This is a genomic window from Varibaculum prostatecancerukia (assembly GCF_943169825.2).
Taxonomy (GTDB): Bacteria; Actinomycetota; Actinomycetes; order Actinomycetales; family Actinomycetaceae; genus Varibaculum; species Varibaculum prostatecancerukia.
Map to the genome: position 1 here is coordinate 351,576 of NZ_OW968402.1, position 18,011 is coordinate 369,586.

Sequence of the window (18,011 nt, forward strand, 5' to 3'; positions counted from 1 at the left end):
ACGTGATTAATGTCAGTGATTTCTCGTTTAACTATGGCAGTCGCCGAATCATCGATGGTATTAGTTTCCAGGCGAAACCTGGTCAGGTCACCGTATTTATGGGCCGCAATGGCGCTGGGAAAACCACGCTGATGAAGGCGATTGTGCATTCGAGCAGGGAGAAGCCGCGCCCGGGCACGGCAAAGTCGATTGAGGCCGTCGGTACGATGTCATATCTCAACCAGCATACCGAGGCCGATTTGCCGTTTTCGGTGTTCGAGACCGTGTTGATAGGAAAGGTAGCGAAACTCGGGTTGCGGACTGCGCAACAGGATGTTGACGATGTTAACGAGATCTTAGACATGCTTGAACTGCAGCCCCTCAAAAACGTTGCCATCAGAAACCTGTCCGGCGGTCAACGTCAAAAGGTATTCATAGGCCAGGCAATGGTGAAAAACCCTGATGTCCTTCTTCTTGACGAACCTACGTCAGCACTCGATCTAGAAAATCAGTACCGTATTCTGCAGCAGATAAAATCACTAACCGTGGCTCGGCACATCACAACTGTGGTTACCCTGCACCAGATCGACCTCATTGAGCGTTTTGCGGATCACATTGTCGTCCTCCACGAAGGCAAGATTTATGCGGAGGGCGCGCCCAACAAGGTTTTTACGAAGCAACTCTTCAGGGAAGTTTATACGGTGGACGCAATATTGGAGTCAGTTAAAGACCGGATTCTTTTCGGGTTCGACCTCTTGGACGACCCGCATAAGTAGGCCACTCAGCAGCACACCTCCAAGTGTTGCCAGAATTAGCGTTAACTGAGCAAGTTACATGGCCAACCCTGGCCAAAAATCATCACCTCGCCAAGTGTGTAACTTCTTCTTCTGGATAATCTGGCGCTCAACAAGGAAGTGCTCACTAGCTAGTTTTCAACATGTTTGCCTGCCCGAAACGATGGTGATCCGTTCCGTATCGCTTTGGAACCAATGCACCACCAGGTGTTTCCTACTCGACGAATACAAGTACCGTCCCTAGCGAGACTGCGGCGATTAGGACACTCAGGATTATTCCGAGGATGAGGGCGCGCCCTCCGGATTTTATAACGTTGCGTAAGTTTACCCCCGCCCCCATTGCGCCCATCGCTACGGTGAGCAACAAAGTAGCTACTGTGCCCCCTAGGATACTGAAAACGTTATTGACAGTGGAAATACCGGCAAACACTGAGGCCAGCGCGACTGCGACCAGAAACCCCACAACAAATCCGGGAATCAGCGGCGGGCGCTTGCCAGAGCTAGCTTTTTGTGCCTGTTCATGGCGTACTTGCACCACGCGCCGCTCGATAATCCCCACAATCGCCACTACGACCGCCAGGCAGGCCACGCGCCCAAGCTTGGTGGCCGTGGCCAAATCAGAGATCGCCGGGTCGTAAATATTTGCTGCCGCCACTACCTGGCCGACCTCATGAATGGAAGCACCCAGCCAGACGGCAGCTTGGGTGGGGGACAGGTGCAGTGCGTGGGCGGCAGCCGGCAAAGCAACGAGGGAAATCGTCCCAAATAGGGTAACGCAAGCGATAGCGGTGGCGACCGCGTCATCGGCGTCCTCGCGACTGCGGGCAGACACCACTGGGGAGATACCGGCAACGGCAGACGCTCCACAAATAGCCGTACCCGAGGTAGTGAGAATCCCAGTGGCGTGACTGACCCGCATAAAGTAAGTCAGCAAGTAACCCGCCACCATAGTTACCGCAACCGCGCAGATGATAGTCACAATCGCGCCAGTACCTAGCGCGGCAATAGCCGGTAGCGATAGTCGAAAACCAAGCAGCACCACCCCGGCGCGCAGAATAGTCTTCGCGGAAAAAGCGATTCCGGGTTCGCAGACAGCCGGAATTAGCTTAGTGTTACGGACTGCTACCCCCAGCAGGATCGCCACCAGCATCGATGACAGCAGGGGGATAAACAGGTTAATCAGCCAGGCGATACCGGCGACTACGCACGCGTAGGCTACTCCCGGCAACAAGCGTTTAAAGTTATTCCAAAAGTCCACTTGCCAGGTATACCACATGTTTTAGGCGATGGAGCTTAGTGAACCGGCAGAGAAAACCTCGATAGAGGCAGATAGTTGATAACCGGCAGTGAACAATTCGAAGAAAATAACTTTCAACTCGTCTGTCAGATATTTGGTGGCTATCACTAGAACTATGGAACCAGCTACCTGCTCCCTTGCTGTTTGTAGTACCCGCGCGAAAGTCCTTCAATAATCTGCTAATAAATCAAGGTGAATTCCTCGTTTGCCAAAGCTAAGTACGACCTTCTCGACGCGCTCAAAATAAGTGAGGCACCAGTCCCAGCATGCGTTCAATATACGTAGGGTACGTCGTTTATGGCTGTAGCTCTGAGAGAGCCGGGAACGATTGCTAATTCAAGGTAAGGTGACTGATAAGTAACAATTTCACCAAGAAGGGTATGCGGTGAGTGAAGTAGGCAGCCGGCGGCGGGCAGCGGAGCATTTCGTGCAACAGTGGACAGGTCGCGGCTACGAAAAGGGCGAAACCCACAGCTTTTGGCTCTCCCTGCTGCAAGACGTGCTGGGGATGCGCGAAGTTTCCACTAAGTGCCGTTTTGAGCAGCGCACCCGGACTCGCGGATTTATTGACGTGGTGATTCCATCAGCGCGCACCATCGTGGAACAAAAATCTTCTGGCGTAAACCTAGATGGGGGTGAGCTGCGTCAGGGGCAGATAGTTACCCCGTTTGAACAGGCTAAACGTTATGCCGATGCGCTGCCGAATCGGCAACGCCCAGACTTTATTATTGTTTGTAACTTCGAGCATTTCCGGATTCATGACCTCAATAAAGATGATCCGGCCGGCGATTTTATTGAATTTTCCTTAACGGAACTGCCTGAACAGTCCTATCTGCTGGATTTTTTGATTGACCCGGCATATTCTCGCACGGAGAAGGAACGCCAAGTTTCTATCCGTGCCGGGGAACTGATAGGAAAGCTGCATCGCGGGTTGCTGGTGCAATACCAAGACCCCGATTCTCCCTGGTCGCAGCACTGTCTGAATGTGCTGTGTGTGCGCTTGGTGTTCTGTCTTTTTGCCGAGGACGCGGGGCTTTTTGGTAAGGACGCGTTGCTGCGTTACCTGCGAGGTTTTACCGCCTCCCAAACTCGGGTGGCGCTGCAACGCCTGTTTAAAGTGCTAGATACTCCACTTGAGCAGCGGGATCCCTATCTGGAGGAAGAACTCGCGGTTTTCCCCTATGTGAATGGGGGACTGTTTCGGGACTCCGCTGCCGGCGCTCCTCACTTAAAGGGTGCTGGGGAAAGTTCGGATGAAGAAGGCGGGGAGAGCACATTTCCCTCTTCGTTTGCGGTTGAACCGGGACGAAGTTTAGAGATTCCGAACTTCACCGCGGAGTTACGCGACCTGCTGCTTAACGAGGTATCGCAAGGAACCGACTGGTCACAGATTTCTCCTACCGTTTTCGGGGGCGTATTTGAGTCGACTTTGAATCCGGAAACTCGCCGCAGCGGAGGGATGCACTACACCAGCCCAGAAAATATCCACCGGGTAATCGATCCGCTTTTCCTTGACGGTTTAAAGAATCAACTAGAGGGGATCCTGTCTGATCCCGGGATTTCCGATAGGTCACGGCGGGCGAAACTGCGGGCTTTCCAAAACCGTTTGGCCAGTTTGACCTGGATGGATAGCGCCTGCGGGTCCGGGAACTTCTTAACCGAAACCTATATTGAGGTGCGACGCCTGGAAAACCAGGTGATTGCGGAGCTAGAGCGGGGGCAACAGGCTTGGGAGTTCGAGCAGGAGGGCGCCACTACCAACCAGATAAAAGTGAATCTGGGACAGTTCTACGGGATTGAGATTAATGATTTTGCGGTCGCGGTGGCGCGTACCGCGCTGTGGATTGCCGAGCTGCAGGCTAATGGGGAAACAGCCGCGATTTTGCAGCGGGAAGTAGCGGATTTACCGCTGCACGATGACTCCAATATTGTGCTGGCAAACGCGGTCCGCATGGACTGGGAGCAGCTGCTACCTGCGGAAAAGTGTTCATATTTAATTAGTAACCCTCCCTTTATTGGCTATTCGAACCACACCGCGGAGCAAAAGCAGGATCGGGCAGACCTATTTGGTAAGCGGGGGGGGGTGCTGGACTATGTGGCCTGCTGGTACCAGAAAGCCGCCAATTATATGCAAGGCACCGAGATTCGGGCCGCCTTCGTATCTACCAACAGTATTTGCCAAGGACAGCAGGTTACCCCGCTATGGCGACCGCTATTTGAGCAAGGGATTCGCATTAACTTCGCCCATCGCAGTTTCGTCTGGGACAACGAAGCCGAGAATCAAGCCCATGTACACGTGGTGATTATCGGGTTTTCTTATCAGGATGACGAACCGAAATATCTTTTTGAGCACCCTAAAGAGGGAGAATCCCGCCGTCAGCAGGTAGGACATATTAACGGCTATCTGACAGACGCCCCGGATGTGTTTGTGGACAAACAGATGAAACCGCTTTCTGATGTGCCAGGAATGGCGCAGGGATTCAAACCTGCTGACGGCCAAAATCTATTGCTTTCTGCCCAGCAACGCGACGAGCTACTAGCTAAAGAGCCGGCAGCCGAAAAGTGGGTTCGTCCCTTTTCTATGGGAGCAGAATTTATTAAAGGCATCGACCGTTATTGCCTGTGGTTACCGCAGATTACCGGAGCGGAACTGAAAAAAGTGCCGGAAGTGCGCAAACATATTGAGGCTTGCCGCGCCTGGCGTGAACAGCAAATCCCGACGGGTGATGCCTATAAGTTGGCTGATCGTCCCCACCTGTTGCGTCCCTGTGGAAAATTCCGAGACGGAACCTATCTCGGGTTCCCAAAGGTGTCCTCAGAGCGTAGACACTATATACCGATTGGCTTTGTGACTGATGGGATGATTCCGGGAGACATGCTGTACTTCGTTCCCACCGCTGATATTTACCATTTCGGTATCCTCTCTTCCCAGTTCCATAACGCCTGGATGCGGGCAGTCGCAGGCCGTTTAGAGATGCGGTATCGCTATACGAATACTCTGGTTTATAACACTTTTATTTGGCCAGACCCTACGCCGCAGCAAAAACGAGCAATTGAGGAGGCCGCCGCCCTCGTCCTCGAAAAGCGGAAAGTCTATGCCCCAGCTACCTTGGCGGAGCTGTATGACCCGGACAATGATTTCCTCTATCCGGAGTTAACCCGGGCGCACGCCCAGCTAGATCGGGCAGTAGAAGCTGCCTACGGGGTGAACTTTGCCGGTGACGAAAGCAAAATCACCGCCCACCTGTTCACCCTCTACCAAGCCGCCACCACTTCCTGACCGCGGTAAAAACCTCAAGCCCGCAGGGGAGTCGCTAACTGCCACTAACCCTGGTACGCAGTAGAGACACCTGCCGCTCGCGACTTATATGTAAAGCAGTTTTACATATCGGGAAAACGAATAGGTTGACGTGAAGTCCCTTATAACCATAAGACATGTGTTTGGAATGGTTATTTCCACCAGTATCGCCTAGTTCTCTGGGTAGGAACTCTATTTTGCGCAAGTGTTGCGATATGCGATACATACGCAGTATATTGGTTGCGTGGGTGAAAGAAGGGGGATGGTCGCTGTGAAATCCGCAAGCGTGAATGTTCGTATTCAGGAAAACGTGAAGGCTAAGGCCGAAGAAATCTTGGATACTATGGGGGTTTCTCGCGCGACCGCGATTGATATGTTTTATCGGCAAATCATCATGCACAATGGGATTCCTTTTCCCCTTACTATCCCTAGTGAGCTCCCATCTCGTGATGCTCTGGACGAGAAAAAGTTTAACGCCCTGATGAGCGCGGGGTACTCCCAAGCTCTATCAGGTGACTCCTACGGTATTGACGAAGTATTCGACGATTTGGGCAAAAATCTGTGATGGATCAGTATGCAATCCGCTTTACCGCACAGGCGCGACAACACCTGAGGCTCATTAGGGACTATATTGCTGTAGACCTGCGAGAGCCTGAAATCGCGAAAAAACTATTGGAACTGTTGCAAAAAGAAATATCCACGCTGTCATTTATGCCCTATCGGGTGAAACTAATCGAAGAGAAGCCTTGGCGTGATATGGGTTTCCGCAAAATTCGGGTGAAAAATTATTACATTTACTTTTGGGTCAATGATGATACTAAGGAAGTCAATATCATTGCCGTAATTTATGTCAGACGCGACCAAGCCCAGCAATTGGAATCGCATATTTGGTGAAGCTCGTGAGCTTGTCTATCTGCGCCAACTCTAACAAGACGCTAGTTCGCTCAAATATGTAAAGCAGTTTTACATATCAAGGGAACGTGTAAAAAAATCGGCGAATTTTTTACACGTTCCCGATTTTACCCAGCCTGCGGGCAAGGTTTTGCAAGCTTTTATCGGCTTGGCGATACTTTAAGGGAAGATACCTAGATGCTTGAGAGGTTACCGATGCTCACTTGTCCCGAACCTGCGGAAAATCCCGTGCTTTGGCCTTGGGGAGCCAAGCGGGAGGATGATGGACAGCTATCTTTTGCCGGACAAAAAGTAACTGAGCTGGCTCAGGGTTTCGGCACCCCCTCCTACCTGTTTGACTTGGATGATTTTGCTGCCCGCGCCCAAACTATTGCCTCGGCGATGGCCGAAGAGTTTTGGGAAGGTTACGGATTTTCCGGTGCCAGCGTCTACTACGCGGGGAAGGCTTTCCTGTGCACCGCTTTAGGTGATGCCATCACCAGGGCGGGGATGGGAATCGACACCGCCAGCCTGGGAGAACTTACGGTGGCGCTTGATCCGGCGATGGGGGCTGAACCTAAGAAAATCGGGCTGCACGGGAACAATAAATCCCTTGAATGCTTGCGGCTGGCACTACGAAGCGGCATCGGACGGATCATCGTAGATTCCCTACCTGAAATCGACCTTTTGCAGTCTCTGAGCGAGAGCGAAAACATGACTGCTCCGGTGATGGTGCGGGTGACCACCGGTGTCCACGCTGGGGGGCACAGTTTTATCGCCACCGCCCACGAAGACCAAAAATTTGGCCTCTCCCTGGCATCTGGAGCTGCCCTCCAGGCGGTAAAGAAAATTATTGCCGCCCCAAATCTGCGCCTGGTGGGGCTGCATTCCCATATCGGCTCCCAAATCAAAGATTTAGAATCCTTCCAGGTGGCAGCGGAAAGACTGCTGGCATTCCGCGCCCAGGTGCAAAAACTAGGTGAGGCCGTCCCCGAAGTTGACCTGGGTGGGGGCTTAGCTATCTCCTATCAGGGGGAGGAAGTGCCTACCGCCAGTGAATATGCGCGCTCTCTGGCGGCCTCGGTAAAGAGAGCCTGCCAGCAGGCGGGCACCGATATTCCTCATATTTCGATTGAACCCGGACGTTGGTTGGCCGGTCCGGTATGCGTCAGTCTGTACCAGGTGGGGACGGTTAAAGACGTGCAGCTAGAGGACGGCAGCATCCGCAAATACGTGAGCGTAGATGGCGGCATGAGCGACAATATTCGCCCCGCCCTCTATGACGCCGGATATGTGGCCACTTTGGCCTCACGGGTGTCGGATGCGCCTGCGGTCAGCTGCCGGGTAGTGGGAATGCATTGCGAATCCGGGGATATTTTAGTGCCTGAGATTGCCCTGCCTGCTGATATTTGTGCTGGTGATTTACTGGTGATTCCGGCTACTGGAGCCTACGGGAGGGCGATGGCCTCGAACTACAATCTGGTGCCTCGCCCCGGGGTGGTGGGGCTTAGCTGTAAAACACCCCCGCGCTACATCATTGCGCGAGAAACCGTTGCTGACCTGCTGCGACTTGATACTGGAGCGCGCGGTCTATCTCAGTGAAAAATCTCGAACGCGCCCAGCCACAAATAACCGCTAGAGTAGAAAGCCCCGGCAGGAAAATACGCCCTGCTGGATGCGACGAAAAGGGTGAGAAATGAAGCAAGCGGTGAAAATAGCAGTCCTCGGGTGCGGAACCGTGGGCGCCCAGGTAGTGCGCCTACTGCAAGAGCGCGCTGCCGATTATCAGGCTAGGTGTGGAGCCAACCTGGAGATTATCGGTATTTGTGTAAATAATTTGGCTGCCCCGCGCCCCGATTTTATTAGCCGCGATCTGCTCACCGACCAGGCGGAACCCTTGATTGACCAAGCGGACCTGGTGATTGAACTAATCGGGGGAATCGAGCCGGCACGCACCTACATTACCCGCGCCCTCGAAGCCGGAAAATCCGTGGTCACCGGCAATAAAGCGCTGCTGGCGCAACACGGCCCGGAACTTTTTGATCTCTCTCGCGAGCGGGAAGCCGACCTTTACTATGAGGCCGCAGTAGCGGGCGCCATCCCGGTAGTCTATGGTCTGCGGGAATCTCTGGCGGGGGATCGCGTCGAGGTGGTGCAAGGAATCGTTAATGGCACCACCAACTACATGCTTGACCAGATGGAAAAGAAAGGATGGTCATTTGACCAGGCGCTTTCTACCGCACAAGAACTGGGCTATGCCGAAGCTGACCCGACTGCCGATATTGATGGGCTAGATGCCGCCGCCAAATGCGCCCTGCTTGCGCAGTTGGCTTTCCATACTCGGGTTTCCCTAGATCAAGTAGCGGTGAAGGGAATTCGCCATATCACCGCTGACGATATTCAAGATGCGAAGGAATCCGGGCACACTATTAAACTGCTGGCCATTGCGCAGTTGGCGCAAGATGAACAAGGACGCGAATGTGTATCTTGCCGGGTAGAGCCGGTATTGGTGAAACCAGAAAATCCGCTGGCAAACATCGCGGGAGCCTTTAACGCGATTGTGATTGATGCTGAGGCCGCGGGCAGACTAATGTTCTACGGTCAAGGCGCCGGCGGGGTACAGACCGCCTCGGCAGTGCTTTCGGACGTGGTCGCCGCCGCGTTCCACCTGGTATCTGGGGGTGCCGCACCCCGCGAATCTTCCTATGCCGACTTGCCGCAAATGCCGGCCGGACAAGTGCGTTCTAAGTACAGCATCCGCCTAGAGGTAGAGGACGCAACCGGGGTATTAGCCGAGGTAGCGGGGATTTTTGCCCGGCGCGGAATCTCGATAGAGCAGGTGCGTCAAAGCAATGACAGCGAATCCGGTAAAGCGGTAGTTTCCCTATCGACTGCCTGGGCGCGGGCGGACGCCATAGACTTAACAGTAAAAGATTTGGAAGCCGCACAGCCGGTGAGCCGGGTAATCCAAGTAATCAGTATGGAGGGCTAAAAAATGGCGCATCTTTGGCAGGGAATAATCAACGAATACCGTGATTGGCTCCCGGTAAAGGACGAAGAAGAAATCGTCACCTTACAGGAAGGTGGCACTCCGCTGGTTTATTCGGATGATCTGTCTAATGAAGTAGGGGCGAAAGTCTATATCAAAGTCGAGGGTGTGAACCCCACCGGCTCTTTTAAAGATCGCGGGATGACCATGGCCATCACCAAAGTGGTCTCTAGCGGGCAAAAAATGGTGGCCTGTGCCTCTACCGGAAACACTTCTGCTTCGGCGGCCGCCTATTCGGCGAAAGCCGGCTTGGAATGCGCGGTGATCCTACCTGCGGGGAAAATCGCTGCCGGTAAACTTGCCCAGGCGATTGTGCATGGCGCGCGGTTAGTGGCAGTAGACGGAAACTTTGACCAGTGCCTAACCATTACCCGCCAGCTCACCGAAAGCTATCCGGTAGCCCTGGTTAATTCGATTAATCCCTACCGCCTGCAGGGCCAAAAGACCGCGGCCTTCGAAATCGTTGACTTCCTGGGGGATGCCCCTGATATTCACGTACTACCAGTAGGAAACGCCGGAAACATCTCGGCCTATTGGATGGGGTACAACGAATACGCTGGTCGGCGCACCGCGGCCTCTTTAGAAAAAGAAACTAAACTCGGGCAGGCACGCGCTAGTAAAGTACCGCAAATGTGGGGTATCCAGGCCAAAGGGGCAGCTCCCTTCGTAGCCGGACACCCGATTGACAACCCGGAAACGGTAGCCACCGCCATCCGGATTGGTAACCCCGCCTCCTGGGATTATGCATCGGCGGCGCGGGATGATTCTCACGGTTTCATCACCGCAGTCACAGACGAAGCTATTTTGGCGGCACAGGCGCGGCTCGCGGCCAGTACCGGGATCTTCGTAGAGCCCGCCTCGGCGGCCTCGATAGCCGGACTTTTACAAGCTGCCAGCCAGGGGAAAGTGCCTGAGGACGCGACTATTGTTTGTACCGTTACCGGCAATGGTCTAAAGGACACTGCCACCGCGCTGGGGGAGCGGGATATCAATCCGCAGGTAATCGCGCCCACCCTCGAGGCTGCCCTGCATGCCCTCGACCTGAAATAGCGGGAACTAAAATAGCGATATGCGAATCGTAAAGGATGAAGCGGAAGTCAAAGTTCCCGCCACCTCGGCTAATTTAGGTCCCGGATACGACTGTATGGGGCTGGCGGTTTCCCTCTATGATCGAGTTGGTTTTCGGGCGACTGTGGGGAAAACCCAGGTTCATGTGCGCGGGCAAGGCAAAGATCAGTTGCCAGAGGACGAAAATCACCTGGTAGTGCGAGCAATCCGCCTGGGGCTAGACGCGGTAGGAGCATTCCAAGTGGGGGTATCCCTTTGGCAAGAAAACCAGATTCCCCAATCGCGAGGCCTGGGGTCTTCTGCCTCCGCGATCGTTAGCGGTTTGGCTATCGTGCGGGCGATTATTTCCGATCCCGAGGTTTTGGACGCCGATACTATGCTGCGAATCGCGACCTACCTGGAAGGACACCCCGATAACCTGGCGCCGGCAATTTACGGGGGAATCACCCTAGCGGGCATCCATCGCACTTCCAGTGAAGAGGCTGCCACTACCAAAGAACTCACCTCGCCCTTTTTAGAAATGGGGGAAGATGACGAAGCTGCGCAGGATACCAGCTCTGACCAGCCCGTCCTCAGCGGGGATTTTCCCAAGACCTGGGCAGTGAAAATCGAGAATCAATACGGATTGCGCCCCACGGTGTTTATCCCCGACTTCGAGTTGGATACTTCCCAGGCACGCGCCCTGCTGCCTGAACAGGTACCCCACGCAGATGCTGCCGCGAATGTGGCTAATGGAGCGCTTTTGGTGCGCGCTCTACAAGATCATCCTGAGCTATTGATGGCGGCAACCACCGATTATTTGCATCAAAACTATCGCCGTGCCGGCATGCCCGCCTCCTTGGATCTAATGTATTGGTTACGCGCCCAGCAGCTACCAGCAGTTATATCCGGAGCGGGACCGTGCGTGCTAGTGCTAGCAAACGTCGATGACCAGGTGAAATCACGAGCGGAAAAAGTGGGTTGGAAGGTGCGCACCTTGGAATTAGACACTCGCGGGGTGCGGGAACTCTAAGGAGCTATTGCCACCTTGACCTTTATTGTTAGCTCGACGCCAGATATGCCGATGGCGCCAGCAGCATGGTCAGGTTCACTAAGCGCAAGTTACCGACTGGCCGCAAATCCTGGTAAGCTAAATTCACGAAGGCAAAAGCACCTGGCGGCTTGAACGTTAGGAACGCTCAGTTCCAGCCTTCAAAATCGAGACCTATTTCTCTCGGTTCTTAATATCCAGGCGCGTCTGCGTCATACCTACATTCAGAAGGAAAGTTTGTGAGCACAAACGAGAACGCTAATGATCTTCGCACTATGAAGCTGGATGAGCTAAAAGCCCTAGCAGCAAAAATGCAGTTGCGAGGGATTTCCCGGCTGCGCAAGAACGAGCTAATCGAAAAAATATCCGAGGCTCGCCAATCCTCCGGCACTGTTGCTGAGGATACTCAGAAGGCTGCCGTCACGAAAGATGACTTACCTAAGCGGACTGCGGATGCGCGAGGACGCAAAGGACGCCGTCACGGTGCGGTGCGCCAAGATTCCGGCAGCAAAGAAGAAGCGAAGGAACAGCTAAAGCAAGACTTGGCGCAGCGCGCCAACAAGAATAATAAGCAAAATAAAGCTGGTAAAAGCAAGGCGGAGGCTCCGCATTCCGTTGATGAGATCGCTCTCCCCAGCGCAGAAGATGAGGAACGCGGGGAAGGTCGCGGACGCGGACGGCGTAATCGGCGCCGCGACCGTAATCGGCGCCGCGACGACAATTGGAATGACAATCGCGGAGAGCGCGGACGCGGCAAATTCGATAACGACGAAGACTCCAGCGAGGACAACGAGGAAGAACTCCTGCCGATTGCAGGGGTTCTGGACGTGCAAAGCAATCATGCTTTCGTGCGCACCTCGGGATATATTGCCGGTCCCAATGACGTTTATGTGACCCTCGGCCAGGTGCGCCGTTGGGGATTGCGTTCCGGGGACGCGGTACAGGGAGCGGTGCGTCCTCCCAAAGAGGGAGAAAATAATCGCCGGCAAAAATACAATGCCCTGGTGCGTTTAGACACCGTAAACGGCATGAGTGTCGAGGAGGCGCGGGCACGCACCCAGTTCAAAGATTTGGTCCCGCTGTATCCGAATGAACAGTTGCGCTTGGAGAACACTCCCAAGAACATTACTCAACGGATAATCGACTTGATTGCCCCTATAGGTAAGGGTCAGCGCGGGTTGATTGTTTCTCCGCCTAAAGCCGGTAAAACCATTATTTTGCAGCAGATTGCCAATGCGATCACTACGAATAATCCGGAATGTCACCTGATGGTGGTACTGGTAGATGAACGGCCCGAAGAGGTCACCGATATGCAGCGCACGGTGAAGGGGGAAGTTATTGCTTCTACCTTCGACCGGCCAGCTTCAGACCATGCTTCGGTAGCAGAACTAGCGATTGAACGAGCAAAACGCCTGGTAGAGCTAGGTCAAGACGTGGTGGTACTGCTGGATTCGATTACTCGCTTAGGGCGTGCCTATAACTTGGCGGCCCCGGCTTCGGGACGAATCCTCTCCGGTGGTGTGGATGCTTCGGCGCTTTATCCTCCCAAGAAGTTCTTCGGGGCGGCCCGCAACGTTGAAAACGGTGGTTCGCTAACTATTCTGGCTACTGCCTTGGTGGAAACTAACTCCAAGATGGATGAAGTTATTTTTGAAGAGTTCAAGGGCACCGGCAATATGGAGCTGCGCCTATCGCGGCAGCTGGCTGACAAGCGTCTGTTCCCGGCCGTAGATGTGAACGCTTCGGGTACTCGCCGGGAAGAACTGCTGCTAAACAAAGAAGAGTTGCAGGTCACCTGGAAGTTGCGGCGGATGCTTAGCGCCTTGGATTCTCAGCAGGCTACCGAGTTTGTGCTTTCGAAACTGAAGAATACTAACTCTAACGCCGAATTCTTGATGATGATCGCCAAGATGAGCACCCAAGTTTAGCTGCTAGCAGACTTAGTGTTTAGATAAATAGATAAAACATCAGGCGCCCCGCCGATTCTCGGCGGGGCGCTCTATTTTGTCTGCCCAAACTGTGGTAACGGCTACGAATATAACGATTTGGTAGCGAAAAGGTTGCGTATTGGTCTAAACTGATTTCTGCCTGGTTAAAACAGGCAGGTTATTGTGTCGACTGAATGGGATAATCGTGGGACGTCATTGCCAAAAGAAGAAACCATTCCGCCATTTGCTCTGGCAGGCCGGATTAGCCACCGCAGTGATCGCGGGGGCAGTCGGCACCTCAGGGGCGGTAGCTCTGCATACTTCCTCGCTGCCTGCCGGTCAGCCGGTACCGGAAGTTACCGCGCAAACTATTTCCGCCACCAACCCAGTTGCCCAAGCGGACGGTGATTTGGGGCTTCAGGTAATTAATGCGAAAGTGCTTACTGGCGCGGAAGCTGATCCTGCCGGTGGCGCCGCCTCACCCGGACAGTATTCTTTAGCTGCGCTGCGCAGTGCCGGGGTTATTAACTGGGGTGGATACAAGTTCACCTACTATTCCCAACAGGTTTTACCTGGTGGCGGTCTCAATATTCCGGGACGTCACGTAAATGGGGGCGGCTTTGTAGCCGATGGGGACGGATATATCGTGCTGGCAAACGATGCCCCCAAAGGTACGGTTATCAAAACTCCGTTTGGCGCTCCCGGCAAAGTCTATGACCGGGGTACCACAGGTAACCATTTCGACGTTTACACTTCCTAAGCCTCCGCCTTATGGCCAGGCGCATCCTCGAGAATGATTTTGCCCTGTTAAGCAGGCGAAGTGAACTAGCTAGCGCTCTCATCTAGGATATAAACGATGAGTTTGCAAGCCGTTGTAGAAGAAATTGCCAGTGAACCGGCAGCTAAAGAGTTCTTTTCTCACCCCGCCAGTGCCCAATCACTGTATTGCCCCGTGGGGCTACGACCGGCGCTAATCGCTGCAGCAGCGCAAACCAATGCGACTACCGGGAAATTTTCTCCTCTTTTCTCTCCTATACAGAAGCTCCCGGAAGCCTCTCAAAGTAAACAGATAACACCTGCGCACGGATTAATCCTGTATGTAACCGCGTCAGGACGCTCCGCGGAACAGGTAGAGGCAGAACTGGCAGGTTATCTGCCACGAGTTGCCCGTTTTCCCTCTTGGGAGACTCTGCCTCATGAACGTCTCTCGCCCCGCGCTGACACTATGTCGCAGCGGATAGCCGCCTTGCGTCGCCTGACCCATCCCGAAAAAAGCGGACCGGGGGAAACGATTTCTATATTGGTTGCTCCTATCAGGGCGCTATTACAGCCGGTAGTAGCAGGTCTAGCCGAGATTGAACCCCTAAAAATTTCCGAGGGTGAAGATTACCCCCTAGATAAACTGGCGGCGCGCCTGTTGGAGTTGGGATACGAGAAAACCGATTTGGTATCTAGCCGGGGACAGTTTGCGGTGCGAGGAGGAATCGTCGATGTCTTTGTTCCCGGGGAATCACATCCCCAGCGTCTAGATTTCTTTGGCGACACTCTCGAGGAAGTAACTTATTTTTCCCTCTCTGATCAGCGCAGCCTAGAAAAAAGTCCTTCCGGGGTATGGGCGCCGGCATGTCGGGAACTGTTACTGACCGACCAGGTGAAGAGTCGCGCTAGCGAGCTGCAATCCTCCTTGCCGGGTGTGGCAGATATGTTAGAACTGATCAGCCAGGGGATAGCAGTACAGGGGATGGAATCCTTAGCTCCGGTATTGGCGCCGGGGCTGCAAAGCGTGGTTTCTCTGCTGCCGGAAGATACCACCATCGTGATGGATGAGCCGGGGAAGATAGCGCGCCGGGCAGCAGACTTGCTAGCTACTTCCCATGAGTTTGAGCAGGCCGCCTGGCAAGCGGCCGCTGGCGGAGGAAAAATTCCTGTCCGAGCCTCCCGCGCCCTCCAAAGTCTCAATGATTTCAACCAAGAGGTGCGCGATAGAGGTTTAGGCTGGTGGGAGCTAAGCGGGCTGCCTGGCGCGGATATTTTGGCCACCGAAAGCGAGGAATCGGCGGGGGAGGAACTCGCGGATCTGGGGGGAGAAGCGGCAGAAAATACGGGGGAACTAACTGGCGGTGAAGAAGACAGAGGGTTGAGTGAAACCACCCGTCCTACCTATGTTTTTAGTGGTCAAAAGACCCTAGAAGCGCGGGCGGCTAAAGGCTATCGCGGACATATTGACCAGGCAGTTAAAGACTTAAATCAATATCTAAATGCTGGCTGGAAAGTGATTTTGTCTTGTTCTGGGCGCGGCCTGGCCAGCCGGTTTGCGTCCAATCTTTCCGAGGCAGGCCTGCCTGCCAAAGCGGTAGCAACCCTGGCTGCGTCCTCGGATATAGAAAAGGGAAGCGTACTGGTCACCCCCGGTAAAATCACCGGTGGCTTTGCCTTGAAAGCCTCGCACCTGCTGGTACTGGCCGAGGCGGATCTGACGGGACGGTCTCCGCGCCTAGCGCAAGCTCCCCGCAAATTGGCTAGTCGGCGCGGGAAATCGATAGTTGATCCCCTTTCTCTAAAACCCGGGGACTATGTGGTGCATAGCCAGCATGGGGTGGGGCGTTTCGTGCAGATGACCAAACGCACTATCGGTAAAGGTCAAGACGCGGTTACCCGCGAATACCTGGTGATTGAATATGCCCCTTCGCGGCGGGGACAAGCCGGTGACCGGCTCTATGTTCCTACCGACTCTTTGGATTTGGTGTCCCGCTATGCCGGGTCTGATACCCCGCAGCTCAATAAGATGGGGGGAGCGGATTGGGCGAAAACTAAGAATCGCGCCCGCAAAGCCACCCGGGAAATCGCGGCGGAGTTAATCCGCCTCTACGCGGCGCGGCAGGCTACTAAAGGTCACGCTTTCGGTCCCGATACTCCCTGGCAAAAGGAACTTGAGGACGCTTTTGAGTACCAGGAAACCCCCGACCAGCTCGCCACTATCGATGAGGTCAAGGCAGATATGGAAAAGCCTGCCCCTATGGATCGGCTGCTTAGCGGAGACGTGGGATTCGGGAAAACCGAAGTAGCGGTGCGCGCGGCGTTTAAAGCTATCCAAGAAGGTTATCAAGTCGCGGTACTGGTCCCGACCACGCTGCTAGTAAAACAACATTTTGAAACTTTCTCAGACCGCTTTGCCCCCTTCCCGGTGAAAATCGGGCAGCTTTCGCGCTTTTCCACTCCCGCCCAGGCGCGGGAAGTCAAAGACCAGTTGCGCGGCGGAGAAATTGATCTGGTGATTGGCACCCATAGCTTGATTACCGGGGAAGTGGGGTTTAAGAACCTGGGGCTGGTGGTAATCGATGAAGAGCAACGTTTTGGGGTCGAACACAAGGAAACCTTGAAAGCTCTGCGCACCAATGTGGATGTACTGTCTATGTCGGCCACCCCGATTCCGCGTACCTTAGAAATGGCGGTCACCGGGATTCGGGAACTATCTACCCTTTCGACTCCCCCGGAAGAACGCCACCCGGTACTAACCTTTGTTGGTCTCTACCAGGATAAACAGGTAAAAGCGGCGATTCGTCGCGAATTGCTACGTGATGGACAGGTCTTCTATGTCCACAACCGGGTGGAGTCTATCGACCGGGTGGCTGCCCATCTGGCAGAACTGGTGCCAGAAGCCCGGATCGCAGTGGCACACGGGAAAATGCATGAAAAACAACTGGAAGAGGTGATGATTGATTTCTGGAATCACCAGGCTGACGTGCTAGTTTGCACCACTATCGTGGAAACTGGGCTAGATATTTCCAATGCCAACACTCTGATTGTTTCCGGAGCCCATCGGATGGGTCTCTCTCAGCTACACCAACTGCGAGGACGAGTAGGGCGCGGGCGGGAACGCGCCTACGCCTACTTCTTCTATCCGGGCGATAAACCGCTGACGGAAACCGCGCAAGAACGCCTGCAAACCATTGCTACGAATACCGATTTAGGGGCAGGTACTGCGGTGGCGCAAAAAGATCTGGAGATTCGCGGCGCAGGGAATCTCCTGGGCGGTCAGCAGTCGGGCCATATCGCCGGGGTTGGTTTTGACCTCTATATCCGGATGGTGTCCGAGGCCGTGCGCGGCTTTAAAGAGGGCGCGGATCAGGAAGAAGAAGACAGCGAGGTTCGAATCGAACTGCCGATCGATGCCCATATTCCGCCTGAATATATGGATTCGGAGCGGTTGCGCCTAGAGATGTATCAAAAGCTCTCTAGCGTGCGTAAAGAAAAAGAGTTGGAGGCGGTGCGCGAAGAAATGACTGATCGCTACGGAGTGCCTCCGGCAAATGTTGAACTGCTGTTTACGGTGGCGAAGCTGCGGATGCAAGCGCGCGTCCTGGGAATCAAAGAAATTGTGGCGCAAGGGCGGTTCGTGCGCTTTTCCCCGATTAGTTTGGCGGATTCACAAATGCTGCGGATAAAGCGGTTACATCCGGGGACGGTGATTAAACCGGCGGTACGCCAAATCTTGCTGCCCGCTCCCAAAGGGGAAAAACTGGGTCAAGGCTCGCTCCATGATGAACCTTTAGCGCAGTGGGTATCGCAGTTGCTACAAAATGTGCTTACCCCCTTTGGGAAAGTAAAAACAGATGCCCAAAAATAGAGCTGGCCGCGCCCTCTTGATAAACTAACCCTAGCTATTAGCTTCAGAAA

12 protein-coding genes are annotated in these 18,011 nt (G+C 54.1%); 11 read left to right on the forward strand and 1 reads right to left on the reverse strand.

Annotation, left to right across the window (positions count from 1 at the left end; genetic code table 11):
* Positions 1-2 precede the first annotated feature (2 nt).
* Complete coding sequence (locus tag KO216_RS01555) at positions 3-755, forward strand: ABC transporter ATP-binding protein (RefSeq protein WP_215522538.1); 753 nt, start codon at positions 3-5, stop codon at positions 753-755.
* Between the two features lie 232 nt (positions 756-987).
* Here KO216_RS01555 and KO216_RS01560 read toward each other — a convergent pair whose 3' ends face one another.
* The gene (locus KO216_RS01560) at positions 988-2,031 is read right to left on the reverse strand and encodes a YeiH family protein (RefSeq protein ID WP_309547324.1); all 1,044 of its coding nucleotides are present in this window, start codon (positions 2,029-2,031) and stop codon (positions 988-990) included.
* A 424-nt stretch (positions 2,032-2,455) separates the two neighbouring features.
* Here KO216_RS01560 and KO216_RS01565 point away from each other — a divergent pair, with 424 nt between their 5' ends.
* The 10 genes from KO216_RS01565 to mfd all read left to right on the forward strand — a co-directional run bounded on the left by KO216_RS01565 (position 2,456) and on the right by mfd (position 17,961).
* Positions 2,456-5,350 carry a DNA methyltransferase gene (locus KO216_RS01565; protein WP_215522542.1) on the forward strand — a complete coding sequence of 965 codons (2,895 nt, stop codon included), beginning with the start codon at positions 2,456-2,458 and terminating at the stop codon, positions 5,348-5,350.
* 289 nt (positions 5,351-5,639) lie between these two features.
* Positions 5,640-5,933, forward strand: coding sequence for a type II toxin-antitoxin system RelB/DinJ family antitoxin (locus KO216_RS01570; RefSeq protein WP_374047492.1), 294 nt, complete (start codon positions 5,640-5,642; stop codon positions 5,931-5,933).
* Positions 5,933-6,262: a type II toxin-antitoxin system RelE/ParE family toxin gene (locus KO216_RS01575; RefSeq protein ID WP_215522544.1), complete on the forward strand. Its 330-nt coding sequence runs from the start codon at positions 5,933-5,935 to the stop codon at positions 6,260-6,262. The genes KO216_RS01570 and KO216_RS01575 overlap by 1 nt, the downstream gene beginning before the upstream one ends.
* A 195-nt stretch (positions 6,263-6,457) precedes the next feature.
* Positions 6,458-7,861, forward strand: a complete 1,404-nt coding sequence (gene lysA, locus KO216_RS01580) for a diaminopimelate decarboxylase (RefSeq protein WP_215522545.1) — start codon at positions 6,458-6,460, stop codon at positions 7,859-7,861.
* Positions 7,862-7,955: 94 nt separating this feature from the next.
* Entirely contained in the window at positions 7,956-9,251 is a 1,296-nt protein-coding gene (locus KO216_RS01585) for a homoserine dehydrogenase (protein WP_215522546.1), read from the forward strand.
* Between the two features lie 3 nt (positions 9,252-9,254).
* A complete protein-coding gene (gene thrC / locus KO216_RS01590; protein WP_215522547.1) occupies positions 9,255-10,358 on the forward strand; it encodes a threonine synthase in 1,104 nt (367 codons plus the stop codon).
* A 19-nt stretch (positions 10,359-10,377) separates the two neighbouring features.
* Complete coding sequence (gene thrB, locus KO216_RS01595; protein WP_215522549.1) at positions 10,378-11,388, forward strand: homoserine kinase; 1,011 nt, start codon at positions 10,378-10,380, stop codon at positions 11,386-11,388.
* Between the two features lie 293 nt (positions 11,389-11,681).
* Positions 11,682-13,334: a transcription termination factor Rho gene (gene rho, locus KO216_RS01600; RefSeq protein ID WP_251452062.1), complete on the forward strand. Its 1,653-nt coding sequence runs from the start codon at positions 11,682-11,684 to the stop codon at positions 13,332-13,334.
* 181 nt (positions 13,335-13,515) lie between these two features.
* Positions 13,516-14,094, forward strand: a complete 579-nt coding sequence (locus tag KO216_RS01605; protein ID WP_215522551.1) for a hypothetical protein — start codon at positions 13,516-13,518, stop codon at positions 14,092-14,094.
* A 96-nt stretch (positions 14,095-14,190) separates the two neighbouring features.
* Positions 14,191-17,961 carry a transcription-repair coupling factor gene (gene mfd / locus KO216_RS01610; protein ID WP_215522552.1) on the forward strand — a complete coding sequence of 1,257 codons (3,771 nt, stop codon included), beginning with the start codon at positions 14,191-14,193 and terminating at the stop codon, positions 17,959-17,961.
* Positions 17,962-18,011 lie beyond the last annotated feature (50 nt).

What these genes read in the sequence shown, in the direction of transcription:
- thrB (WP_215522549.1), top strand. Translation starts at nt 10,378, where the DNA reads ATGCGAATCGTAAAGGATGAAGCGGAAGTCAAAGTTCCCGCCACCTCG.
- lysA (WP_215522545.1), top strand. Translation starts at nt 6,458, where the DNA reads ATGCTTGAGAGGTTACCGATGCTCACTTGTCCCGAACCTGCGGAAAAT.
- rho (WP_251452062.1), top strand. Translation starts at nt 11,682, where the DNA reads ATGAAGCTGGATGAGCTAAAAGCCCTAGCAGCAAAAATGCAGTTGCGA.
- KO216_RS01575 (WP_215522544.1), top strand. Translation starts at nt 5,933, where the DNA reads ATGGATCAGTATGCAATCCGCTTTACCGCACAGGCGCGACAACACCTG.
- KO216_RS01585 (WP_215522546.1), top strand. Translation starts at nt 7,956, where the DNA reads ATGAAGCAAGCGGTGAAAATAGCAGTCCTCGGGTGCGGAACCGTGGGC.
- mfd (WP_215522552.1), top strand. Translation starts at nt 14,191, where the DNA reads ATGAGTTTGCAAGCCGTTGTAGAAGAAATTGCCAGTGAACCGGCAGCT.
- thrC (WP_215522547.1), top strand. Translation starts at nt 9,255, where the DNA reads ATGGCGCATCTTTGGCAGGGAATAATCAACGAATACCGTGATTGGCTC.